The organism is Mycolicibacter senuensis (assembly GCF_002101885.1).
Lineage (GTDB): Bacteria > Actinomycetota > Actinomycetes > Mycobacteriales > Mycobacteriaceae > Mycobacterium > Mycobacterium senuense.
Map to the genome: position 1 here is coordinate 615,249 of NZ_LQPS01000043.1, position 24,466 is coordinate 639,714.

At 70.0% G+C, this 24,466-nt stretch carries 19 protein-coding genes; 14 read left to right on the top strand and 5 right to left on the bottom strand.

Annotation, left to right across the window (positions count from 1 at the left end):
* Positions 1 to 113 precede the first annotated feature (113 nt).
* Positions 114 to 1,847, top strand: a complete 1,734-nt coding sequence (locus AWC24_RS17365) for an amidohydrolase (RefSeq protein ID WP_407663418.1) — start codon at positions 114 to 116, stop codon at positions 1,845 to 1,847.
* Positions 1,848 to 1,903: 56 nt separating this feature from the next.
* Here AWC24_RS17365 and AWC24_RS17370 read toward each other — a convergent pair whose 3' ends face one another.
* Together AWC24_RS17370 and AWC24_RS17375 are read right to left on the bottom strand one after the other, a co-directional pair.
* Positions 1,904 to 6,700 (bottom strand): cation-translocating P-type ATPase, encoded by a 4,797-nt coding sequence (locus AWC24_RS17370; protein ID WP_085086999.1) that lies wholly within the window; start codon positions 6,698 to 6,700, stop codon positions 1,904 to 1,906.
* A 207-nt stretch (positions 6,701 to 6,907) separates the two neighbouring features.
* Positions 6,908 to 7,564 (bottom strand): DUF5666 domain-containing protein, encoded by a 657-nt coding sequence (locus tag AWC24_RS17375; RefSeq protein ID WP_085087001.1) that lies wholly within the window; start codon positions 7,562 to 7,564, stop codon positions 6,908 to 6,910.
* Between the two features lie 176 nt (positions 7,565 to 7,740).
* On the opposite strand from AWC24_RS17375, the gene trxA reads away from it, so the two are divergent.
* From trxA to AWC24_RS17395, 4 genes are all read left to right on the top strand, one after another.
* Positions 7,741 to 8,115 (top strand): thioredoxin, encoded by a 375-nt coding sequence (trxA, locus tag AWC24_RS17380; RefSeq protein WP_085087003.1) that lies wholly within the window; start codon positions 7,741 to 7,743, stop codon positions 8,113 to 8,115.
* 26 nt (positions 8,116 to 8,141) lie between these two features.
* Positions 8,142 to 8,972, top strand: a complete 831-nt coding sequence (locus AWC24_RS17385; protein ID WP_085087005.1) for an enoyl-CoA hydratase — start codon at positions 8,142 to 8,144, stop codon at positions 8,970 to 8,972.
* 43 nt (positions 8,973 to 9,015) lie between these two features.
* On the top strand, positions 9,016 to 10,650 hold the full coding sequence (locus AWC24_RS17390; protein ID WP_085087007.1) for an ABC-F family ATP-binding cassette domain-containing protein: 1,635 nt from the start codon (positions 9,016 to 9,018) through the stop codon (positions 10,648 to 10,650).
* Positions 10,651 to 10,734: 84 nt separating this feature from the next.
* Positions 10,735 to 10,932 (top strand): helix-turn-helix domain-containing protein, encoded by a 198-nt coding sequence (locus tag AWC24_RS17395; RefSeq protein ID WP_085087009.1) that lies wholly within the window; start codon positions 10,735 to 10,737, stop codon positions 10,930 to 10,932.
* Positions 10,933 to 10,941: 9 nt separating this feature from the next.
* On the opposite strand, the gene AWC24_RS17400 is transcribed toward AWC24_RS17395, so the two are convergent.
* Both AWC24_RS17400 and acnA read right to left on the bottom strand, forming a co-directional pair.
* Positions 10,942 to 11,505 carry a TetR/AcrR family transcriptional regulator gene (locus tag AWC24_RS17400; RefSeq protein WP_013829172.1) on the bottom strand — a complete coding sequence of 188 codons (564 nt, stop codon included), beginning with the start codon at positions 11,503 to 11,505 and terminating at the stop codon, positions 10,942 to 10,944.
* 32 nt (positions 11,506 to 11,537) lie between these two features.
* Positions 11,538 to 14,342: an aconitate hydratase AcnA gene (acnA, locus tag AWC24_RS17405; RefSeq protein WP_085087192.1), complete on the bottom strand. Its 2,805-nt coding sequence runs from the start codon at positions 14,340 to 14,342 to the stop codon at positions 11,538 to 11,540.
* A 272-nt stretch (positions 14,343 to 14,614) separates the two neighbouring features.
* On the opposite strand from acnA, the gene AWC24_RS17410 reads away from it, so the two are divergent.
* The 9 genes from AWC24_RS17410 (at position 14,615) to AWC24_RS17450 (ending at position 23,530) form a co-directional block, all read left to right on the top strand.
* A complete protein-coding gene (locus tag AWC24_RS17410) occupies positions 14,615 to 15,166 on the top strand; it encodes an Rv1476 family membrane protein (RefSeq protein WP_085087011.1) in 552 nt (183 codons plus the stop codon).
* Between the two features lie 232 nt (positions 15,167 to 15,398).
* Positions 15,399 to 16,838 (top strand): NlpC/P60 family peptidoglycan endopeptidase RipA, encoded by a 1,440-nt coding sequence (gene ripA / locus AWC24_RS17415; RefSeq protein ID WP_085087013.1) that lies wholly within the window; start codon positions 15,399 to 15,401, stop codon positions 16,836 to 16,838.
* 59 nt (positions 16,839 to 16,897) lie between these two features.
* Positions 16,898 to 17,551 (top strand): NlpC/P60 family peptidoglycan endopeptidase RipB, encoded by a 654-nt coding sequence (gene ripB, locus AWC24_RS17420; protein ID WP_085087194.1) that lies wholly within the window; start codon positions 16,898 to 16,900, stop codon positions 17,549 to 17,551.
* 133 nt (positions 17,552 to 17,684) lie between these two features.
* Complete coding sequence (gene moxR1 / locus AWC24_RS17425) at positions 17,685 to 18,803, top strand: chaperone MoxR1 (RefSeq protein ID WP_085087196.1); 1,119 nt, start codon at positions 17,685 to 17,687, stop codon at positions 18,801 to 18,803.
* Between the two features lie 59 nt (positions 18,804 to 18,862).
* Positions 18,863 to 19,774: a DUF58 domain-containing protein gene (locus AWC24_RS17430; protein ID WP_085087198.1), complete on the top strand. Its 912-nt coding sequence runs from the start codon at positions 18,863 to 18,865 to the stop codon at positions 19,772 to 19,774.
* A 31-nt stretch (positions 19,775 to 19,805) separates the two neighbouring features.
* Positions 19,806 to 20,813 carry a VWA domain-containing protein gene (locus AWC24_RS17435; protein WP_085087015.1) on the top strand — a complete coding sequence of 336 codons (1,008 nt, stop codon included), beginning with the start codon at positions 19,806 to 19,808 and terminating at the stop codon, positions 20,811 to 20,813.
* Between the two features lie 89 nt (positions 20,814 to 20,902).
* Entirely contained in the window at positions 20,903 to 21,652 is a 750-nt protein-coding gene (gene fabG1 / locus AWC24_RS17440; RefSeq protein WP_085087017.1) for a 3-oxoacyl-ACP reductase FabG1, read from the top strand.
* Positions 21,653 to 21,676: 24 nt separating this feature from the next.
* Positions 21,677 to 22,486: an NADH-dependent enoyl-ACP reductase InhA gene (gene inhA, locus AWC24_RS17445; protein ID WP_085087019.1), complete on the top strand. Its 810-nt coding sequence runs from the start codon at positions 21,677 to 21,679 to the stop codon at positions 22,484 to 22,486.
* A 12-nt stretch (positions 22,487 to 22,498) separates the two neighbouring features.
* Positions 22,499 to 23,530, top strand: coding sequence for a ferrochelatase (locus AWC24_RS17450; RefSeq protein ID WP_085087021.1), 1,032 nt, complete (start codon positions 22,499 to 22,501; stop codon positions 23,528 to 23,530).
* Positions 23,531 to 23,548: 18 nt separating this feature from the next.
* Here AWC24_RS17450 and AWC24_RS17455 read toward each other — a convergent pair whose 3' ends face one another.
* Positions 23,549 to 24,397, bottom strand: coding sequence for an Rv1486c family protein (locus AWC24_RS17455; protein ID WP_085087023.1), 849 nt, complete (start codon positions 24,395 to 24,397; stop codon positions 23,549 to 23,551).
* Positions 24,398 to 24,466: the final 69 nt, after the last annotated feature.

The following is a 24,466-nucleotide window of genomic DNA, read 5'->3' on the forward strand; positions in this document are numbered from 1 at the left end:
GAGTGGCCCCGGGTGGCTGGACGACAGCACTGTGACGGTCGCTGCCATACTCGTCGCGTGAACCGCGTAAGGCCTTTGGCGGCGGTCGACTGCGACTGGGAAGAGCGGACAGGGTGACGACGAGCAGGCGACGGTTCATGGTCGGCATGGCGGCCGCGGCGGCCGGTACGGCGGTCGGCGGGCTGGCAGGCTGCGGATCGCGGGGCCCCGGGGCCGACACCATCTTCATCGGCGGCCCGGTGGTGCGGGTGGCGCCGGGCGCCCCCGAGGCCGAAGCGCTCGCGGTCACCGGCGCCCGGATCACCATGGTCGGCTCTGCCGAAGAGGTGCTGCGGTTGCGGGGGTCGGAGACCACCGTCGTCGACCTGCGCGGGCGGGCGTTGCTGCCGGCGTTCGTGGAACCGCATGGCCACCCGTTCGAGATGGGCACCACGCTGGCTCCTCCGGCCATCGATGTGCGCCCGTTCACGGTCTCCACCGCCGGCGGAGTGTTCCAGAAGCTCACCGAGGCCGTCGCGGACACACCGAAGGGCCAGCCGATCCTGCTCAACGGTGTCGACCCGCTGCTGCAGACCGGACTGCAGTCGTTCACCCGAACCGAGCTGGACCGACTGGCACCGCAGAACCCCGTGGTGATCATCACCAACAGCGGTCACGCCGGCTACGGCAACACCGCCGCGTTCGCCGCCGCCGGCATCACCAAGACCACCCCGAACCCACCAGGCGCCCAGTACCTGCGCGGACCCGACGGGCAGCTGACCGGCGAGGTGCGCGAGGCGGCGGCGCTGATGGCGCTGACGGCGCCGTTCTCCGGGGCGATCATGGCCAACGCCGGCGACAACCTGCGCTGGGCTTACGCGCAGCTGGCCCGCGCGGGCATCGCGACCGCCACCGAGCACTCCTACGATGCGCGTAGCCAGTCCGAGGTGTTCGGCAAGCTCGCCCAGCAGCCCGACTGCGCGATCCGGGTCCGCGCCTACGAGATCGGCACGCCCGAGCTTGCCGACGACGCGGACAACATGCGGGGCAAGCGGGCCGGTGCCGACGTGCTGTTCGACAAGATCGGCATGAAGATCTGGGCCGACGGATCACCGTGGCAGGGCAACATCTTCACCACGTTCCCATACCTGACCAACGCCACCACGGCCGGGATGGGTCTGGGCCGCGACCACCGCGGCGGCATGAACTACACCCCGGAACAGATCCAGCAACTGGCGACGTCCTTCATCGATCAGCGCTGGCAGGTCTCCTGCCACGTGCAGGGCGATGCCGCCATCGACGTCGTGCTGGACGCCTTCGAGCAGGCGCGGGTCTCCCCGGCGCTGCGTCCCCGCATCGAACACGTCGGCGCGATGCGCCCGGATCAGTTCGCCCGGGCCGCGCAGCTGGGTGTCACCCCCAGCATGTTCATCGAGCACATCTACTTCTGGGGAGATGTGCTGGTGGACAAGCTGTTCGGGCCCGATCACGGCGCGCACTGGATGTCGGCCCGGTCCGCGCTGGACGCCGGCCTGCGGCTGTCGTTCCACAACGACGGCACCGTCACTCCGCCCGACCCGATCGGCAACATCGCCACCGCGGTGAACCGGATCGCCAAGGGCAGCGGCCGGGTGCTGGCCCCCGAGCAGCGCATCGGTGTCGACGCGGCGATCCGCGCGCAGACGTTGAATGCCGCCTGGCAGCTGCGGCTGGACACCGAGATCGGCAGCCTGGAGCAAGGCAAGTACGCCGACATGGTGGTGCTGTCGCAGAACCCCCGGGGCATCCCGCCGGCCGAGCTGCGTGACGTGGCGGTCGAGGCGACCTACCTGATGGGCCGGCAGACCTACGGCAAGGTGCTGGGCTGACGGGCACGCCGCGCTCCTCGGCATATCCGTCGGCCTGGCGCTCGGGATGACCCGCGCTAACCGGGATCGACGTCTGCGACCCCGATCGTGCTCGCCACCAGCGAGGGCGCCAGCACCGAAAGGGCGGTGGCCGCGCCGGTGGCGGCGCCCACTCCGGCCCAGGCCACCGGCCCCAGCGGTGTGCATCCGAAGAACTGGCTGACGACCGGGGTCTGGACGATACCGACCAGCACCACCGCGCTGCCCAGTGCGGTCGCCACCACCAGCGGACTGTGCCGCCGTGTCAACAGCGTCTGCACCAGCTGCGTCCCCACCAGTGCGGTCAACCCCATTGTCGCGGTGCGTCGTTCGGTGCCCGGCGTCCACCGCCCGATCGCCCAGGCGCCGGTCGCGCCGGCGGCCGTGATCACGCCGCGGGTGATGATGTGGCGCATCAGCGAGGTGTCCAGCGACGGCGCCGGCGCGGACAGGATCGCCCGCTGGTGGGCGCGTTCGGCTTCCTCCTCCGCCCGGTCGGATTCGGCATCGGTGTCGTCGGGTTGCGGGTACTGCGGGGTGACGGCCACCGCCAGCGCGGGGAACATGTCGGTGAGCAGGTTGACCAGCAGCAGCTGCCGGGTGCCCACCGGCGCTCGCCCGGATCCCAGCGCGGTCCCGATGATCGTGAACAGCACCTCGCCGACGTTGCCGCCGACCAAGACGCCGACCGCATCGCGCACCCCGGTCCACATGCCGCGGCCCTCGACCAGGGCGTCGAGCAGCACCCCCAAATCGTCTTCGGTGAGCACGATGTCGGCCGCGCCCCGCGCCGCCGACGAGCCGCGGCCGCTGACGCCGACCCCCACGTCGGCCATCCGGATCGCCGCGGCGTCGTTGGCGCCGTCGCCGACCATCGCCGTGACCTGCCCGCTGCGCTGCAGCGCGGCGACGATCTGCACCTTCTGCTCGGGGGTGACCCGGGCGAAGACCTGCGCGCCGGCGGCCAGGTTGGTGAACCCCTCCTCGTCGAGCACCGCCAACTCGGCCCCGGTGACCTCGGGGGCGTCCGGCGGCAGGCCCAGCTGCCGGGCAATCGCCCGTGCGGTGACCGGATGGTCACCGGTGATCAGCACCACCTTGTGGTTGGCCTCGACCAGCGCCTCGATCAGCGGCCGCGCCGAGGGCCGCACTGTGTCGGCCAGCCCGACGAAGCCGAGCAGCTCCAAATCGTGCGCGGCGGCGTCGACGGCGTCGGCGTCGGTGTCGGACTCCTCGGCGGTCGGCAGCTCCCAGCGTTGTTGAGCCACCGCGAGCACGCGCAATCCCTGCTCGGCCAGGCCGGAAACCAGCTCCTCGGCCCGTTCGTAGTCGCCGTCGGGGTCGGCGAACTCACAGCGCGGCAAGACGACCTCCGGCGCGCCCTTGAGCAGCAGGATCGGGGGTGCGGTATCGGTTCGCCCGATGGTGGCGGCGTAGCCGCGGCTGGACTCGAACGGCACCTCGGCCAGCACCGTCCACGCCGAATCAGCCTCATCGGCTACGGCAGCCGCCGCGGTGAGGATGGCCTCGTCGGTGGCGTGGGCGTGGCCCTGGCCGTCGCGCGGCTGGGTGCACGCCCGCGCTGCGGCCCGCAGCGTCCGGGTGTCCAGGCTGCCGGTGTCGTCGGCTCCGGCCGTCGTCGGCGGCACGGAGCACACCACCTTGAGGCGGTTCTCGGTCAGTGTGCCGGTTTTGTCGAAACACACGGTGTCGATGCGGCCCAGCGCCTCCACGGCGCGCGGGGTGCGCACCAGCACCCCGTGTTTGGACAGCCGCTGGGCGGCGGCCAGCTGGGCCAGGGTCGCCACCAGCGGTAGGCCCTCCGGAACGGCGGCCACCGCGATCGCCACCCCGTCGGCGAACGCCTGGCGCAGCGACGCGCGGTGCAGCAGCGCCAAGCCGGTCACCGCGGCGCCGCCGGCCAGCGTCAGCGGCAGCACCTTGGCGGTCAGCTCGCGCAGCCGGGCCTGCACCCCGGCCGCGGTGTCGACGTCGGCGATCGCCGAAAGCGCCCGGCGCGCAGCGGTGCCCGCCCCGGTGGCGACCACGATCGCCCGAGCGTGCCCGGCGACGATCGCGGAGCCTTCGAACAGCATGCTGGCCCGTTCGGGGTCGCCGACGGCGACCGGATCGACCTGCTTGTCCACCGGCAGCGACTCACCGGTGAGCAGCGACTCGTCGACCTCGAGGTCCTCTGCGGTCAGCAACCGCGCATCAGCAGGCACCACATCGGGGGCGGCCAGGTCGATGACGTCGCCCGGGCGAAGTGATTTCGCGGTCAGTGTGACCGTGCGCCGGCCATTGCGGGCCGCATCCAGGCGGCGCTGCGTCGTTGCGACCGGCGGCAGCACCACGCGGCGGGCCAGCGTGTCCTGTTCGGCGAAGAGTTCGGCGACCGCCGCTTCGGCGCGTAGCCGTTGCGCCCCGCCGACCAGGGCGTTGGCGGCCATCACGCCGGCGACCAGTAGGGCATCGATGTTGCTGCCGAAGATCGCCGACGCCGCCGCGCCGACCGCCAGGATCGGGGTGAGCGGGTCGGCGAGCTCTTCGCGAGTGGCGGCCAGCAGTTTGCCCACCCGGTTGGCCGGGCCGCGCAGCGGTGCCAGCACCGGGTGATCGGCGACGTCTTCCAGGGTGCGGCGCCAGGTCGGTGGACCGATCTCGACGGCCAGCGGCCGCGCCGAACCGGTCAGCCGTGAGTAGACGATCTCGGGGTCCAGCGCATGCCAGGCGGTCAACGGCTGCGGGGTGGGGTCGGGCTGGCGCAGCACCTTGCGTGCCGACAGGGTGCCGGTGACCAGAGCGGCCGCCCCGGCGGCGTTGACCGGGTTGAGCCAGCGCCGCAGCGCCAACGGACCGGCTGCGCCGCGCGGGTTGCCGGCGACCAGCAGCAGCCCGGCCAGGGTGCTGCCGCCCTGGGCGAGCCGCACCGCCGATTCGCTGGCGCGTTTGGCCACCGGCAGCGCCGACAGGATCCGCACCGCGGCGGCCAGGTCGGTGCCGGTGATGATGTCGGCGCTCCACGGGGTGGCCGCCTGCGGGTCGTCGAGCGCCACCCCGACATCGGCGATGGCCAGCGCGGCCAGCGTGTCGGTGGAGGCGAAGTCGCGGTGCAGCGCGCTGATCAGCAGGACCGGCCCGCGGTCGGCGCGCAGCTCACGGACCAGCTTCAACAGCGGGGTGCCGGGGGGATGACTGGCTGCGACGCTGCCGGTCAGATCCTGGGTGCCGGCCACATGGCGCAGTACCACCCGCGCCCCGGTGCGGTGCGCGGTCTGCAACAGTGGCACCGCGAACGGGTCGACCTCCCAGCCGACCTTGACCCGGCCGACGGTCTCGCCGTCGACGACCAGATCGGCACGCTCCAGCCCCTGCACCGGAGCCGCCGACGGCTGCGCGCGGACCCAGCGCAGTCGGGCGCCGGTGGCCGGCAGCTCGTCGGGGTCCGGGTCGGGGGCCTGCTCGCCGTGGAGCAGGGCGTCGGCGACCTCGTAGACGCGGTCCTCGTCCCAGCCGGGCAGGTCGCCGCGGGCGTGCAGCACCGCGCGGGCGTCCCCGCGCAGTGCCGCCCCGTCGATGACGATCACCTTCACCCGGTCCAGCCGGCGCAGCGCGCCCGGATCCAACACCAGCTGCCCGGCGTCGGCCAGGCCACGCCCGAGCACCGCGCCGAACGCCTGCCGGCCCAGGTATGCCCCCTTGGGGACCCCGGCCAGCACCGCGCCGGCGGCTTCGTTTGCGCCCCCGCCGGCCAGCAGCGCGCCCGCGGCGGCGATCAGCGACGCGTTGGCGGCCTGGTCGGCGTACTCCTCCACCGGCCCGGACATCGATCCCTTGGCGGTGTCGATGGCCGAGTCGATGGCGCCGTCGACCACCACGTGTGAGGCCTCCCCGGCCGCGGTGGCCGCCGAGTGGTGCCGGGCGGTGTGCGAGCCGGCCCCGGCCGAGGAGATGATCGGAACCACCGCGGCCTGCGGTCGTCGCGGTGACGCCAGCTGCCGTTCCCGATCTTCCCAGCGGCGGCGGTGTGCGGCGGCCTCGGAGATCTGCAGGCCGCGCTGGGCCAGGTCCACCAGCGGGGTGCCTACCGCCTGGGTGAGCCCATTGGTCACCGCGGTGGAGGCGGCCAGCGCGAGGTCGGTGCCGACCCGACCGAGCCGTGATTCCAGCATCGACACGATGCGCGGCTGGTTGCTGACGACGGCGGCGGCGCCGCGGGCCGCCAGCGGTGCGACCGGTAGTTTGCCCACCCAGCCGGTCACCGCGGCGCCGATGGCCACCACGTCCATCGCGGCTGCGGTCAGCGGCACCAGCAGCGCCAGCGGGTTTCCCGGATCGGCGAACGGCGCGGTGCGCGGTGCCGATTGCGGACGTGGGCGGCCCAGCTCCTTGGTTATCGCGGTCACCGTGTCGCAGACCGCGCGCAGCACCCGGTCGCTGTCGGCGCCCGGCGCCAGGTCGACCACCAACCGGCCCAGGGCACTCTCGATGTGGGCGCTGGCCACGCCGGGAATGTTGCGGACCGGCTGCTCGACGGAGTCGGCGTGCTCATACCAGCGCGAGAACGGCAGCAGCCGTTCCAGGTCCAGGTGCACGCGGCGCCCGCTGCGCCAGCGCACCGGTAGCGCCGTGCCGTTGCCGGAGTCGCCCAGGAACCGCCCGGCGGTCTGGCTGACCGTCTCGACCACCGGGCCGAGGATCGTCTGCATGGTGTCGGTGGCGCTGTCGCGTAACCAGGAGGTGCTTTCGGCGGCACTGTTCACGCCGGCTCGCAGCACCTGCACCGCGCCACCGGTGATGCCACCGACGACGGTGGCTACACCCGGGACCATCATTGCCTCACCTCTCGGGGGATGTCGTCTTCAATAGCCGGTTGACGTTCTCCCCATAGTGCCGGTGATGACCTTCGGCACTGCTCCCGAGGTGGTTAGAGATTGGTTGGGGGCGGGCTGCCCGAAGAAAATCCGGGCAGCCCGCCCCTGCTGCGGCGGGTCGGAGCCGCCGCTCACCGTCAGGGCGATCGGCGATCGCCGCGTCGGCCGTTACGCTCCCGGCTGCGGGCAGTCACCACCGTTGCTGTTCCACACGGTGACCTTGGTCGCCTGCAGCACGCCCTCGGCGTCCTTGTCGCCGCGAGCAGCGACACACTTTCCGGTGCTGATCGACGGCGCGCTGACCGCCACCTTCCGCCGGACGGTGGTGTCGTCGGTGACGGTGACCGTGACCGGACCCTCCGGGCCGGCGACCGTCAGCGTGTTGCCCGCGACGGACTCGACGGCACCGCGGACGCCACGGTGCGGCTTCGGGGGCGCCGGGGCGTCGGCCGCCGCGGCGGGCCGCTGCGGGCACTTGCCGTCGACCGCGGTGCTGATCGACACGAACTTCGCGGTGATCGCACCGCTGTCGGCGGGGCTGCTGTCGGGTGCGGCGCCGGCCTTGATGCAGGTGCCCGCGGTGATCTCGCCGAGCTGCGCGGGCACCGACTCGAAGACCCGGGTGTTGTCTGTCCAGGTGACCTTGGCGGTGCCGGCCGGCTGACCCACCTCGAAGGTGTTACCCGCCACCGAAGTGACCGGGCCGATGACGCGGTCGCCCTGGGCGTGGGCCGGGGAGGGGAGGACCAGCGCGGCGGCGAAGAGCGCGGCGGCGCCGGTGAGCGTGCGAAGCGCCGGTGCGGAAGTGCTGGGGCGAGCGGGCATCAATGTTTCTCCGATCGTCGACGTCGACGGCGGGTGTGCCGTCGGACACGTGCTACCACCGTCAATGGTCGAGCTAGTGTGCAGCTAGCTCTGTGCTGTGAGCCCGCTGTGTAAGCGGTGCCAAATCTGCCGGCGGTGCCGGGAACACCGCGCGGAGCCCGGGCGTTGGCCCGATCATGGGAACTCAAGACTTGACCGCAGCGAAATTCGAAGAAACCATCGCCGACAACGACATCGTGCTGGTCGATTTCTGGGCCTCGTGGTGTGGGCCGTGTAAGGCCTTCGCGCCGACGTTCGAGTCCGCCTCGGAGAACCACCCCGACGTGGTGTTCGCCAAGGTCGACACCGAGGCCGAACAGCAACTGGCCGCGGCCGCCCAGATCCGGTCCATCCCCACCCTGATGGCCTTCAAGAAGGGCACGCTGGTGTTCAACCAGGCCGGCGCGTTGCCCCCGGCGGCACTCGAGCACCTGGTTCAGCAGGTCAAGGATCTCGATGTGGAGGCCGCGCTGGCCGCACAGGCTGAGCAGGGCAAGCCCGACCAGGTCTGAGGCGCGGCACGCGATAGCGTGCACCCGTGGCTACAGCTGAGAACGGCTCGGAATTCGTCCTGGTCGACCGCCCGCGCCCGCAGGTCGCCCTGATCACGCTGAACCGCCCGGAGCGGATGAACTCGATGGCGTTCGACGTCATGGTGCCGCTGCGCGAAGTGCTGGAGCAGATCAGCTACGACAACGCGGTGCGGGTGGTGGTGCTGACCGGCGCGGGCCGGGGGTTCTCCTCGGGCGCCGACCACAAGTCCGCCGGTTCGGTGCCGCACGTGGCCGGCCTGACCCGGCCGACGTTCGGGCTGCGGTCGATGGAACTGCTCGACGACATCATCCTGGGGTTTCGGCGCCTGCACCAGCCGGTGATCGCGGCGGTCAACGGCGCGGCCATCGGCGGCGGGCTCTGTTTGGCCCTGGCGGCCGACATCAGGGTCGCCGCGACCGGCGCCTACTTCCGGGCGGCCGGCATCAACAACGGCCTCACGGCCAGCGAACTGGGGCTGAGCTACCTGCTGCCGCGGGCGATCGGGGCGTCGCGGGCGTTCGAGATCATGCTCACCGGCCGTGACGTCGATGCCGCCGAGGCGGAGCGAATCGGCTTGGTCTCCGCGGTGGTGGAGCAGTCGGCGCTGCTGGACACCTGCTACGACATGGCCGAACGGATCGCCGGATTCTCCCGGCCGGGCACCGAACTGACCAAGCGGACGCTATGGAGCGGACTCGACGCCGGTAGTCTGGAGGGGCACATGCAGGCCGAGGGGCTCGGACAGCTCTACGTGCGCCTGCTGACCAGCAACTTCGAGGAAGCCGTCGCTGCGCGCGCCGAGAAGCGCCCACCGGCCTTCACCGACGACAAATAGTCGGTACCGACGATACGTAGCACCACGACAGGAGTACGCGCGCGTGATCACCGCAACGGGCCTGGAGGTCCGCGCCGGAGCGCGCACGCTGCTCGACTCGGTGGACTCGGTGCTGCGGGTGCAGCCCGGCGACCGGATCGGGCTGGTCGGCCGCAACGGCGCCGGCAAGACCACCACGCTGCGCATCCTCGCCGGTGAAGGCGAGCCCTATGCGGGCACCATCACCCGCACCGGCGAGGTCGGGTACCTGCCGCAGGATCCGCGCGAAGGCAATCTCGACGTCCTGGCCCGCGACCGCGTGCTGTCGGCCCGCGGTCTCGACACCATGCTGGCCGACCTGGAGAAGCAGCAGGTGTTGATGGCCGAAGTCGTCGACGACGCCGAGCGCGACCGCGCCATCCGCCGTTACGGCCAACTCGAGGAGCGATTCGCTGCGCTGGGCGGCTACGCTGCCGAGAGCGAAGCGGGCCGGATCTGCACCAGCCTGGGCCTGCCGGAGCGGGTACTGACCCAGCCGCTGCGCACGCTGTCGGGCGGCCAGCGCCGCCGAGTGGAGTTGGCCCGCATCCTGTTCGCCGCCTCAGAAGACGGAGCGGGCGGGTCGAATAACACCACGTTGCTGCTCGACGAACCGACCAACCACCTCGACGCCGATTCGATCGGCTGGCTGCGCGACTTCTTGAAGGGCCACAGCGGGGGACTGGTGCTGATCAGTCACGACGTGGATCTGCTGGCCGACGTGGTCAACCGGGTGTGGTTCCTCGACGCGGTGCGCGGCGAGGCCGACGTCTACAACATGGGCTGGCAGAAGTACCTCGACGCCCGGGCCACCGATGAGCAGCGGCGCCGCAGGGAACGGGCCAACGCCGAACGTAAGGTCGCCGCACTGCGCACCCAGGCTGCCAAACTGGGTGCCAAAGCCACCAAAGCCGTTGCGGCGCAGAACATGCTGCGGCGAGCCGACCGGATGCTGGCGGCACTGGACGAGGAACGCGTCGCCGACAAGGTGGCCCGGATCAAGTTTCCGACGCCGGCGGCATGCGGAAAAACCCCGCTGATGGCCAACGGGCTGACCAAGATGTACGGCTCGCTGGAGGTGTTCTCCGGCGTGGACCTGGCGATCGACCGGGGATCGCGGGTGGTCGTGCTGGGCCTCAACGGCGCCGGGAAGACCACCCTGCTGCGGGTGCTGGCCGGCGTGGAAACCCTCGACGCGGGTCGACTCGAGCCCGGACACGGCTGCAAGATCGGCTATTTCGCCCAGGAGCACGACACCATCGACAACGCGGCGACAGTGTGGGAGAACATCCGCCACGCGGCGCCGGACACCCCCGAGCAGGACCTGCGTGGCCTGCTGGGGGCGTTCATGTTCACCGGCGCGCAGCTCGATCAGCCGGCCGGCACGCTGTCCGGCGGTGAGAAGACCCGACTGGCGCTGGCCGGGCTGGTGGCCTCCACCGCCAACGTGCTGCTGCTCGACGAACCGACCAACAACCTCGATCCCGCCTCCCGCGAACAGGTGCTCGACGCATTGCGCAGCTACGCCGGGGCCGTCGTGCTGGTCACCCACGACCCGGGAGCGGCCGAGGCGCTCGACCCGCAGCGGGTGGTGTTGTTGCCCGACGGCACCGAGGACCACTGGTCGGCGGAGTACCGAGATCTCATCGAGCTGGCCTGACGGCAATCCCACCAAAGCCGCCCGGTTTCGCCGACGCCTTCTTACGCTGAAGCCGTTGACTCAGCGAGGGGATGGTGAGGGGACGTGGCGACGACGAAGCCGGACAAGCTGCGGGACCGACAGCTGGTCGAGTTGCGCAACGCCTACGAGGGCGGGGCCAGCATCCGCACCCTGGCGGCGTCCACCGGGCGATCGTACGGCTCCGTGCACAGCATGTTGCGGGAGTCGGGTGCCGCGATGCGCAGCCGCGGTGGGCCCAATCACCGCACCCGATCGCGCTAGCGACACGAATCAGCGCTGCCGCACCGAAGCCTCCACCAGGTCGAGGACCGCCGACAACCGCTGCGGATCCTCGCCGGAGGCCAGCCGTGCCACCAGGCCGTCGAGCACCAGATCCAGATACGTGTGCAGCACGTCGCTGGGCACGTCGTCGCGCAGCCGGCCGGCCTGCTTCTGCCGATTCAGCCGATCCGTTGTGGCAGCAGACAACTCGGCCGAACGCTCCGCCCAGCCGCGGCTGAACTCCGGGTCATGGCGCAGTTTGCGCGCGATCTCGAGTCGGGTGGCCAGCCAGTCGTACTGCTCGGGGGCGGCCAGCATGTCCCGCATCACGCCGATCAGGCCCTCCCGTGAGGCGACGTCGGCCATTCGCTCAGCGTCTTCTTGGGCCAGCTCGAAGAACAGCGTGTCCTTGTCGCGGAAGTGATGAAAGATCGCTCCCCGCGACAACCCGACCGTCTGCTCCAGGCGGCGCACCGTGGCTCCGTCGTAGCCGTAGGCGGCGAAGCACCGCCGCGCGCCGTCGAGGATCTGGCGGCGCCGGGCCGCCAGGTGATCCTCGCTGACCCTGGGCATCAGGTGTTCGCCGCCTACTTGGACTACTTGGCCTACTTCGACTTCAACATGTTGCGCAGCACGTACTGCAGGATGCCGCCGTTGCGGTAATAGTCGGCCTCCCCGGGGGTGTCGATGCGCACCACCGCGTCGAACTCCACGGCACTGCCATCGGCTTTGGTGGCCTTGACGTGCACCGTCTTCGGCGTCTTGCCCTTGTTGAGCTCCTCGATGCCGGTGATGTCGAACACCTCGGTGCCATCCAGCTTCAGCGACGCCGCGGACTCGCCGGCGGGGAACTGCAGCGGGATCACGCCCATGCCGATCAGGTTGGACCGGTGGATGCGCTCGAACGACTCGGTGATCACCGCGCGCACCCCCAACAGCACGGTGCCCTTGGCGGCCCAGTCCCGCGACGACCCGGAGCCGTACTCCTTGCCGCCCAGCACGACCAGTGGAATGTTCTGCGCCGCATAGTTCTGCGCGGCGTCGAAGATGAAGGCCTGCGGGCTTTCCCCGTTTTCATCGGACTGGGTGAAGTCACGGGTGTAACCGCCGGAGACATCGTCAAGGAGCTGGTTGCGCAGCCGGATGTTGGCGAACGTGCCGCGGATCATTACCTCGTGGTTGCCGCGGCGCGAACCCAGCGAGTTGTAGTCGCGCGGGCTGACCCCGTTGGCCTCGAGGTACTGCGCGGCCGGGGTGCCCTTCTTGATCGCGCCGGCCGGGCTGATGTGGTCGGTGGTGACCGAATCTCCCAGCAGCGCAAGCACTCGGGCGCCGGTGATGTCGGCTACCGGTGCCGGCTCGGCGGGCATCCCATCGAAGTAGGGCGCCTTGCGCACGTAGGTCGACTTCTCGTCCCAGGCGAAGGTGTTGCCCTCCGGCGTCGGCAGCGAGCGCCAGCGCTCGTCGCCTTTGAAGACATCGGCGTAGGACTTGGTGAACATGTCGCGGTCGATCGAGGAGGCGATGGTCTCCTGGATCTCGGCGGTGGTAGGCCAGATGTCCGTCAAGAAGACGTCGTTGCCCTCGGAGTCGCGCCCCAGCGGCTGGGTCGCGAAGTCGAAGTCCATGGTGCCGGCGATGGCGTAGGCGATCACCAGCGGCGGCGAGGCCAGGTAGTTCATCTTCACGTCCGGCTGGATGCGGCCCTCGAAGTTGCGGTTACCCGACAGCACCGCCGTCACCGACAGGTCGTTGTCGTTGATGGCCTTCGAGATCTCCTCGGGCAGCGGCCCGGTGTTGCCGATGCAGGTGGTGCAGCCGTAGCCGCCCAAGTAGAAGCCCAGCTTCTCCAGGTACGGCCACAGGCCGGCTTTGTTGTAGTAGTCGGTCACCACCTGCGAGCCCGGCGCCATGTTGGTCTTGACCCACGGCTTGGACGTCAGGCCCTTCTCGACCGCCTTCTTGGCCAGCAGCGCCGCACCCAGCATGACCTCCGGGTTGGAGGTGTTGGTGCACGAGGTGATGCCGGCGACGACGACGGCGCCGTGGTCCAGGGTGAAGCGGCCGCGCTCGGCCGAGGACACCTTGACCGGCTTGCTGGGCCGGCCGTCGCAGTTGTGGGCTGCCGAGGGCTCCTCGGCGTCATCCTCGGCGAACGACAGCACCGCGGGGTCCGATGCGGGGAAGGTTTGCGCCACGGCCTCGTCGAGCTGACTGTGTGGGGCGTCGCTGTCCTCACCCACGTAGTTGTGAATGTCCTTGCGGAACGCGGTTTTCGCGTCGGAGAGTTCGATGCGGTCCTGCGGACGCTTCGGGCCGGCGATCGACGGGACGACGGTGCCCAGGTCCAGCTCGATGTACTCCGAGTACGCCGGCTCGCGGGCCGGATCGTGCCACATGCCCTGCGTTTTGGCGTAGGCCTCCACCAGTGCCAGTTGCTGCTCGCTGCGGCCGGTCAGCCGCAGGTAGTTGATCGTCTCGGCGTCGATCGGGAAAATCGCTGCGGTGGAACCGAATTCGGGGCTCATGTTGCCCAGGGTGGCGCGGTTGGCCAGCGGGACCTCCGCGACACCCTTGCCGTAGAACTCGACGAACTTGCCCACCACACCGTGCCGGCGCAGCATGTCGGTGACGGTCAGCACCACGTCGGTGGCGGTCACCCCCGGCTTGATCTCACCGGTCAGCTTGAACCCGACCACCCGGGGGATCAGCATCGACACCGGCTGGCCCAGCATGGCGGCCTCCGCCTCGATGCCGCCGACGCCCCAGCCGAGCACCCCGAGGCCGTTGACCATGGTGGTGTGGCTGTCGGTGCCCACACAGGTGTCCGGATAGGCGATTCCGTCGCGCACCATCACGGTGCGGGCCAGGTACTCGATGTTGACCTGGTGGACGATGCCGGTGCCCGGCGGCACCACCTTGAAGTCGTCGAAGGCGCCCTGACCCCAGCGCAGGAATTGGTAGCGCTCGCCGTTGCGCTGGTACTCCAACTCCACGTTGCGCTCGAAGGCGTCGGCGCGGCCGAAGACATCCAGGATCACCGAGTGGTCGATCACCAGCTCGGCCGGCGCCAGCGGGTTGACCTTCTCCGGGTCACCGCCCAGGGCGGCGACGGCCTCGCGCATGGTGGCCAGATCGACGATGCACGGCACACCGGTGAAGTCCTGCATGACCACCCGCGCCGGGGTGAACTGGATCTCGACGCTGGGCTCGGCCTCGGGGTCCCAGTTGGCGATCGCGTTGATGTGGTCTTTGGTGATGTTGGCGCCGTCTTCGGTGCGCAGCAGGTTCTCCGCGAGCACCTTGAGGCTGTAGGGCAGTTTCTCGGTGCCGGCGACGGCGTCGAGGCGATAGATCTGATACTCCTCATCACCCACCGAGAGGGTGTCGCGGGCTCCGAACGAATTCAGCGAATCTTTGCTGGTCACTTCAACTCCCCGAGTATCGAATTCTCCTGCGCCGACGGGTCCGCGCCGACGAGCGTCATAAACCCTAACAGTACGATTGTCCTGTATAAAGTAAGGTTCGCCTCACCTGGAGGGCGTGAATCCGCACTCAGTCGGGCGGTGGCCTGCTGGCTGGCCTCGCTCGGCGGCGATAGCGTGGGCGCGGTGTTGGGCCCGGGTTCGCTTACGTGTGGGCAGCTGCCTTCGTAGGCCCGCACTTGCTACCGTCATCTCCCGTGACCACCCCGCATCTGCCGGCCTACATCCCCGGTGAGCTCTGCATCACCGTCGGGCTGGACCCGGCCACCCCGCCGGACGAGTGCATGGAGCTGGTCAAGATCGACGTTGCGGCCGACGGGGTCAGCGCCTCGGCCGCCGATGTGCCGGCGCTGCGTGAGGTGGTGGCCGACGCGGCCGGCAACGGCATCGACCTCAAGATCGTCGAAGTCGCCCGCAACCCAGGGATGGACACCGCGCTGCGCGACGTCGCCACGGTGGTGGGCTACGACTACCCGGACGCCACCGTGCTGGTGGTCAGTACCACCTATGTCGGCAGCTACAGCGGCCAGTTTCACCGCTCCAAATTGGAGGCCGCCGAGGACCACGCCAAAACCGGCGACCCGGTGACCTCCGCGCAGAACTTTCTTCATGAATTGACCACCCCCGATCTGCCGTGGACGGGCCTGACGGTGGCATTGCTGATCGGGGTGGCGGCCGCGGCCGTCGGCACCCGCTTTCTGCAGCGCCGCAGCAAACGAGCCCTCCAGAGCGGCGAGGGCGCCGAATAGCAGCTTTGCCTGCGAATATCGGGCGATTGCCCGGTCCTCATTGCATCTGCGGCAAATAGCTAGGTCACCATTCGGTCACAACCGGCTTAATTACAATAACGTAGTTTGTTACGAACGTTTCTCCAGTGACTGATGTGACGTATGGTTCAAAAGGCGCAGCTGTTGTAACAGTGCTTTGCCACCGGCCGAAGCGCGGCGCCGCCTGCTGAGAGTCCGAGGAGATCCAAGCCGAATGAGACGCATCCGCTGTGGCGCTGCAGACTCGGCTGGCTCTGTCCTCGCGCCGGCCGCCCGGCTCAGCCGCACTGTTGCAGCGTCGGCCCTGAGCGCCGCGATGCTGCTGGGCACCCCGGGTCTGGCGACGGCTCAACCGGTATCAGACCCGGACGGCATCGCCGCGTTGATCGCCGCGGTCGCCGACGCCAACCAGCAGTTGCAGGATCTGGGCGCCCAGATCCAGCAACAGAAGGAAGGCGTCAACAAGGCGCTGGTGGACCTGCAGACCGCGCGCGAGGACGCAACCTCCGCTCAACACGAGGTCGACGCCGGCCGGCAGGCTATCGCCGATGCCGACGCCGCGATCGTCGCCGCCCAGCAGCGGTTCAACACCTTCGCCGCGTCGACCTACGTCAACGGGCCCTCGGAGAGCTACCTGACCGCGCGTGACCCGTCGGAGATGATCGCCACCGCCGCCGCCGGCCAGACCCTGGCGCTCAGTTCCCAGCAGGCGCTGGACACCCTGAAGCGGTCGCGCATCGAGCAACTCAACAAGGAGTCGGCCGCCCGGCTGGCCAAGCAGAAGGCCGACCAGGCCGTTGCCGACGCGCAATCCAGCCAGGACGCCGCGGTCAACGCGCTCACCGACGCCCACCGCAAGTTCGGCGAGCAGCAGGGTGAGATCACCCGCCTGGCCGCAGCGCGCGACCAGGCGCAGGCCCGGCTCGCCGCGGCCCGCCCGCAACAGTCCGACGCCGCCCCGGCGACCGGCGCGCCGGCCGGTGACCGGTGGGGCAACCCAGCCGGCCCCGGTGCTCCCGCGGCCGCCAAGCGCGCCGACCAGTGGGACGGCCCATGGGACCCGACGCTGCCGATGATTCCCAGCGCCAACGTCCCCGGCGACCCGATCGCCGTCATCAACCAGGTGCTCGGGATCTCCCAGACTTCGGCGCAGGTGACCTCGAACCTCGGTCGCCAGTTCCTGCAGTCGATCGGGCTGGCCAAGCCCGATTCCTCCGGCATCAACAACGGCCAGATCCCGCGGGTGTACGGCAGGCAGGCCTCGGAATATGTGATCCGGCGCGCGATGTCGCAGCGCGGGGTGCCCTACTCCTGGGGCGGTGGCAACGCCGCGGGGCCCAGTCGCGGCATCGGATCCGGTTCGGGCACCGTGGGATTCGACTGTTCCGGACTGATCCTGTACGCGTTCGCCGGGGTCGGCATCAAGCTGCCGCACTACTCGGGCTCGCAGTACAAGATGGGCCGCCAGATCCCGACGGCGCTGGCACGCCGCGGCGACGTCATCTTCTACGGCCCGGGCGGCAGCCAGCACGTGACGCTCTACCTCGGCAACGGCCTGATGTTGGAAGCCCCCGACGTGGGTCAACCCGTGAAGGTGTCGCCGGTACGGAAAAGCGGCATGACGCCCTTTGTAGTCCGATACATCGAATACTGACGGCGGAGCGAATGCGACAGATTGCAACACGTCTAGCCCGCATCACCGGGGCGCTGCTCATGGCGATCCCGGTGATGTTGAGTCTGGCCGGGCCGGCCGAGGCCGAACCGGGGTGGGACCCGACCCTGCCGGCGACGATCAGCGCCGGAGCGCCGGGTGACCCGCTGGCGATCGCCAACGCGTCCTTGGCGGCCACCGCCCAGGCCACCCAGACGACGATGGACCTGGGCAAGAAGTTCCTGTCCGGTCTCGGCTTCAACGTCGGAGACGAGGCCGCCGGCAACGTCGCGCCCGGCCAGCGGGTGCGGGGCCAGCAGGCCATCGAGTACGTCATCCGCCGCGCCGGCTCCCAGCGGGGGGTGCCGTACTCCTGGGGCGGCGGCTCGTTGACCGGGCCCAGTAAGGGGATCGACTCCGGGGCGGGAACGGTCGGCTTCGACTGCTCCGGATTGATGCGCTACGCCTTCGCCGGTGTCGGGGTCCTGATCCCACGGTTCTCCGGCGACCAGTACAGCGCCGGCCGGCACATTTCACCCAGCCAGGCCCGCCGCGGCGACCTGATGTTCTGGGGCCCCGGTGGTGGTCAGCACGTCGCCATCTTCCTGGGCGGCGGGAAGATGCTGGAGGCCTCCGGCAGCGCCGGCAAGGTCGTCGTCAGCCCGGTGCGAACCGCCGGGATGACGCCGTACCTGACCCGGATAATCGAGTACTGACACACCCGTTGAAGGCCTTACGTCGACGGATGCTGCTATCCCTGGAATAGTGAAACGCGGGCACGACGCTGCCCCTCGGCCCGCGGGCCGTGCCAGCAGTTGTGTCTGACCGACCTTTGTGGAGGATTTCTCGATGACGTCATCGGATGGGACGCCCGCGGGCGCCAGCGGTTTCCCGAGTTCGGCTGGTGCCGAGGGAGGCGCAGTCGGCGGTAGCGGGCTCGCCGCCGATGTGCACGCGCTGGAGCGCGCCATCTTCGAGGTCAAGCGGGTCATCGTCGGGCAGGACCAACTCGTCGAGCGGATCCTGGTCGGACTGCTGGCCAAAGGCCACGTACTGCTCGAGGGCGTTCCCGGCGTCGCCAAGACGCTGGCCGTGGAGACCTTCGCCAAAGTGGTCGGCGGGGCGTTCGCCCGCATCCAGTTCACCCCGGACCTGGTGCCGACCGACATCATCGGCACCCGCATCTACCGGCAGGGCCGCGAGGAGTTCGACACCGAGCTCGGGCCGGTGATGGTCAACTTCCTGCTGGCCGACGAGATCAACCGGGCCCCGGCCAAGGTGCAGTCGGCGCTGCTGGAGGTCATGCAGGAGCGCAAGGTGTCCATCGGCGGCAAGACCTTCGCCCTGCCCAACCCGTTCCTGGTGATGGCCACCCAGAACCCGATCGAGCACGAGGGCGTCTACCCGCTGCCCGAGGCGCAGCGCGACCGCTTCCTGTTCAAGATCAACGTCGGCTACCCCTCGCCGGAAGAGGAGCGCGAGATCATCTACCGGATGGGTGTCACCCCGCCCGAGCCCAAGCAGATCCTGGGCACCGGCGACCTGCTGCGGTTGCAGGGCCTGGCGGCCAACAACTTCGTGCACCACGCACTGGTCGACTACGTGGTGCGTGTGATCACCGCGACGCGGGTGCCCGAGCAGTTCGGCATGCCGGATGTGAAGAACTGGCTGTCCTTCGGTGCCTCGCCGCGCGCCTCGCTGGGCATCATCTCCGCCTCCCGGGCGCTGGCCCTGGTGCGCGGCCGCGACTACGTGATCCCGCAGGACGTCATCGAGGTGATCCCCGACGTGCTGCGTCACCGGTTGGTGCTGTCCTACGACGCGCTGGCCGACGAGATCACTTCGGAGATCGTCATCAACCGGGTGCTGCAGACGGTGCCGCTGCCGCAGGTGAACGCCGTTCCGCAGCAGCCGCACCAGGCCTCGCCGGGTGCCCCGACCGCGGCGGCTGTGGCCAGCGGTCGGTGAGCGACCCGGACACCGGGCGGGAGACGCCAGACCCGGCAACCAGCACCGCACCGCCGTCGATGCTGCGCGGCGGGATCCGCGACCCCAAGTTGGCGGCCGCGCTGCGAACGCTCGAGCTGACCGTCAAACGCAAGCTCGACGGAGTGCTGCACGGCGACCACCTCGGGTTGATCCCCGGCCCGGGCTCCGAGCCGGGCGAATCGCGGCCCTACCAGCCCGGCGACGACGTGCGCCGGATGGACTGGTCGGTCACGGCGCGAACCACCCATCCGCACGTCCGCCAGATGATCGCCGACCGGGAGCTGGAGACCTGGCTGGTGGTCGACATGTCGGCCAGCATGGATTTCGGCACCGCCACCTGCGAGAAGCGTGACCTGGCGGTGGCGGCGGCCGCGGCCATCGTCTACCTCAACAGCGGCGGCGGCAACCGGCTGGGAGCTTTGGTGGCCAACGGCGATCAGGTACTGCGGGTGCCGGCGCGCTCCGGGCGCAACCACGAGCAGACGCTGCTGCGCACCATCGCCACCGTCCCGCGGGCACCGGCCGGGGTGCGCGGTGATCTGGGCGCGGCCATCGACGCGTTGCGCCGGCCGGAACGCCGGCGCGGCATGGCGGTCATCATCAGCGACTTCCTGGGCCCGATCAACTGGATGCGGCCACTGCGGGCGATCGCCGCCCGCCACGAGGTGCTCGGTATCGAGGTGCTCGACCCGCGTGACGTCGAACTGCCCGACGTCGGCGACGTGGTGCTGCAGGACACCGAATCGGGCGTCACCCGCGAGTTCACCATCGACGCCAAGCTGCGCGATGACTTCGCCCGGGCCGCCACCGCCCACCGCGCCGACGTCGCGCATGCGTTGCGCAGCTGTGGTGCGCCGTTGTTGTCCCTGCGCACCGACCGCGACTGGATCGCCGACATCGTCCGATTCGTCGAGTCTCGCCGGCGCGGCGCGCTGGCGGGCGCGCCGTGATCTCGACCCGCATGCAACAGACAGGTCTGCTATGACATTGCCGCTACTCGGGCCGATGACCCTGTCCGGCTTCGCTCACCCGTGGTTCTTCCTGTTCCTGTTCGTCGTCATGGGCTTGGTCGCGCTCTACATCCTGATGCAGGTCGCGCGGCAGCGGCGGATCCTGCGGTTCGCCAACATGGAGTTGCTGGAGAGCGTGGCCCCCAAGTCGCCGACCCGTTGGCGGCACCTGTCGGCGGTCCTGCTGGTGAGCTCGCTGCTGCTGTTCACCATCGCGATGGCCGGCCCCACCCACGATGTGCGGATCCCGCGTAATCGCGCAGTGGTGATGCTGGTGATCGACGTGTCCCAGTCGATGCGTGCCACCGACGTCGAACCCAGCCGGCTGGTCGCCGCGCAGGAGGCCGGCAAGCAGTTCGCCGACGAGCTCACCGCCGGCATCAACCTGGGCTTGATCGCCTACGCAGGCACGGCGACCGTGCTGACCTCGCCCACCACCAACCGGGAGGCCACCAAGGCGGCGATCGACAAGCTGCAGCTGGCCGACCGGACCGCGACCGGGGAGGGCATCTTCACGGCGCTGCAGGCGATCGCCACCGTGGGCGCGGTCATCGGCGGCGGCGACACCCCGCCGCCGGCCCGCATCGTGCTGCTGTCCGACGGCAAGGAGACCGTGCCGTCCAACCCGGACAACCCCAAGGGGTCGTTCACCGCGGCGCGCACCGCCAAGGACCAGGGAGTCCCGGTCTCGACCATCTCGTTCGGCACCGCTTACGGCTATGTCGAGATCAACGAGCAGCGTCAGCCGGTGCCCGTCGACGACGACTCGCTGAAGAAGATCGCCGACCTGTCCGGCGGCAGCGCCTACACCGCCTCAAGCCTGGCCCAGCTCAAAGAGGTCTACGCGACCCTGCAGGACCAGATCGGTTTCGAAACCATCCGCGGCGATGCCAGCACCGGCTGGCTGCGGCTGGGCTCGTTCATCCTGGCGCTGGCCGGGCTGGCGGCGCTGCTGCTGAACCGGCGGCTGCCCGCCTGAGCCGTCCATCGTTGACGCTGCGCCCTGGGCGCGAAAGTGCGAGGGCAGCGCGCCCTCAGCGCAGCGTCAGCGGGTTGATTCGATAGGTTATGCCGGTGACTGACAGCGAAACGTCCGCAGCAAAGCCCCCGTTCGTCTCCCGTTCGGTCCTGGTCACCGGCGGTAACCGGGGTATCGGATTGGCGATCGCGCAGCGGCTGGCCGCCGACGGCCACCAGGTGGCGGTGACCCACCGCGGCTCCGGGGCGCCGGAAGGACTGTTCGGGGTGGTTTGCGATGTCACCGACAACGAGGCCGTCGACCGGGCGTTCAAAGAGGTCGAGGAGCACCAGGGCCCGGTGGAGGTGCTGGTGGCCAACGCCGGCATCTCCAAGGACGCGTTCCTGATGCGGATGACCGAGGAGCGATTCGAAGAGGTCATCGACGCCAACCTCACCGGCGCCTTCCGGGTGACCCAGCGGGCGTCGCGCAGCATGCAGCGCAAGCGTTTCGGCCGGATCATCTACATCGGCTCGGTGTCGGGCATGTGGGGCATCGGCAACCAGGCCAACTACGCCGCGGCCAAGGCCGGTCTGATCGGCATGGCCCGCTCGATCTCGCGGGAGCTGTCCAAGGCGGGCGTCACCGCCAACGTCGTCGCCCCCGGCTACATCGACACCGAGATGACCCGCGCGCTCGACGAGCGGATTCAGGCCGGTGCACTGGAGTTCATCCCCGCCAAGCGCGTCGGAACCGCCGAGGAGGTCGCCGGGGCGGTCAGCTTCCTGGCGTCCGAGGACGCCGGCTACATCGCCGGCGCGGTGATCCCCGTCGACGGCGGCATGGGCATGGGCCACTGACGCCCCCGAACGAAAAGGACTGACATGGCAGGCATTCTCGAAGGCAAGCGGATCCTGGTCACCGGGATCATCACCGACTCCTCGATCGCGTTCCACATCGCCAAGGAAGCCCAGGAGGCCGGCGCGCAGCTGGTGTGCACCGGCTTCGACCGGCTGCGGCTGATCCAGCGCATCATCGATCGGCTTCCGGAGCCGGCGCCGTTATTGGAACTCGACGTGCAGAACCAGGAGCACCTGGACACGCTGGCCGACCGGGTCACCGAGGTGATCGGGGAGGGCAACAAGCTCGACGGCGTGGTGCACTCGATCGGGTTCATGCCGCAGACCGGCATGGGCGTCAACCCGTTCTTCGACGCCCCCTACGAGGACGTCGCCAAGGGCATTCACATCTCGGCGTATTCCTATGCCTCCCTGGCCAAGGCGACGCTGCCGATCATGAACCCCGGCGGGTCGATCGTGGGCATGGACTTCGACCCGACCCGGGCGATGCCGGCCTACAACTGGATGACGGTGGCCAAGAGCGCGCTGGAGTCGGTGAACCGCTTCGTCGCGCGGGAGGCCGGCCCGGCCGGCGTGCGGTCGAATCTGGTTGCGGCCGGGCCGATCCGCACCCTGGCGATGAGCGCCATCGTGGGCGGTGCGCTCGGCGAGGGCGCCGGCGAGCAGATCCGGCTGCTGGAGGAGGGCTGGGATCAGCGTGCCCCGGTCGGCTGGGACATGAAGGATCCCGCACCGGTGGCCAAGACCGTCTGCGCACTGTTGTCGGACTGGCTGCCCGCCACCACCGGCACCGTCATCTACGCCGACGGCGGCGCCCACACCCAGTTGCTCTAAATAGGACGCCGGGTGGATATAGGCGCCGTCTTACTCCTCTCCTTCGGCGGGCCCGAGGGACCCGAGCAGGTCCGGCCGTTCCTGGCGAACGTCACCCGGGGACGCGGCGTGCCGCCGGCCCGGCTCGACGCGGTCGCGCAGCACTACCGGCATTTCGGCGGGGTATCGCCGATCAACGCGATCAACCGAGCGCTGGCCGACGCACTGCGCGCCGAATTGCCGGAACTGCCAGTCTATTTCGGCAATCGAAACTGGGAGCCCTTCGTCGAGGACACGGTCGCGGCGATGGCCGATGACGGGGTGCGCCGCGCGGCGGTGTTCGCCACCTCGGCGTGGGGCGGGTACTCGGGCTGCGAGCAGTATTCGCAAGACATCGCCCGGGCACGGGCCGCCGTCGGTCGCGGTGCCCCGGAACTGATCAAACTGCGCCAGTACTTCGACCATCCGCTGTTCGTGGCGATGTTCGCCGAGGCGATCGCCGCAGCCGCCGACACGCTGCCGGCCGACCTGCGAGACAGCGCCCGGCTGGTGTTCACCGCGCACTCGATACCGGTGGCCGCAGACGACCGCTACGGGCGGCGGCTCTACAGCCGCCAGGTCGCGCACGCGACCCGCCTGGTGGCGGCCGCGGCGGGATACCCCCACTATGACCAGGTGTGGCAGTCGCGCTCCGGGCCGCCGCAGGTGCCCTGGCTGGAGCCCGACGTCGAGGCACATGTCGCTGGGCTCGCCGAATCGGGGATCCGCGCGGTGATCGTGTGCCCCATCGGATTTCTCAGCGACAACATCGAGGTGCTCTGGGATCTCGACACCGAGGTGGCCGAGCAGGCGCAGGCGGCCGGAATCGCCTACGCCCGCGCAGCCACCCCGAACGCGGACCGGCGGTTGGCGCGGCTGGTGCGCGGGCTCATCGACGAACTGCGCAACGGCGGCCCACCCCAGCGGCTTGCCGGCCCGGCCGGGCTGGGCTGCGGGTTCGGTGTCGACGGGGCACCATGCGGGGCAGCGCACTGCGCGGTGGCCGTGGCGCCCGCGGTGCGCTGACGGGTCACCGCCGCAGATCTACCGCCAGGCCGAGCGCAGGATCGCGGTCACCGCGGCGTTGCGCGCCGAGCGCACCACCGCAGCCAGCGGGCGGACGGCATCGACCGCGCTCTGCACCGCGCTCGAGGAGTGCGCGGTGGCGGTGAGCAGATCGGCGCTGACGGCGACAATCGCCTCGACGTGGGCGGCGCTTTGCAGCACCCGCACCGCGCGCGGCGGCGCGTGATCTGGAACACGGTGCAGCGCCGCGGCTTCCAGCATCTGTTCGACCTGGAGTCGGGGGTCTTCGACGCCGTAGTCGGCCCAGCGTGAACTGGTCGACCCCAATGCCTCGGCGGCCGTTCGGACCGCCGAGCGCAACGCATACTCGGCGTCGCCGAGGTCGTGGTGCTCGGCGACCGGCATCCCGGTCAGCGGGTAGGCGGTCCAGGACAGTTCGGTGACGGGTTCGCCGGGGGAATCGGGATCCTCGAGGTAGAGCGGCACCAGTCCGATCGCACCCGAGGAATCCGCGCTCCCGATCAGCACCGCCTCGCCGGCGGCCACCGCCTCGCGGGCGAACACGGTTCCGGCCGGCAGCCCGCGTACGTCGCCGGGAACCGGAAGCACCGGCTGGATGGCCGACCCGGCGGCCGGCCCGGCGGCCGGGGCGGCCGCACCGCGCACCAGCTGCAGCAACGAGGCCGACCCTCCGTCGTGCCCGCCCGACCAGGCCCACCCGGCCTCGCCGATGCTGATCGCGTCATAAGCGGCCACCGATTGCACTGGCGCCCAAGCCGATAGTGCGTCCAACAGATCGTCGGGCGCCGCCTGGCCGGCAAGCCAGGCGTTGGCCCACACCGATAAGGAGACACTGGGGCACCACATGATGCAAGGCAGTGTAGTTGTCCGCGCTGCCCGTCCCGGTCCGCACGGGTTTCGGTGATTCTCAAGCTA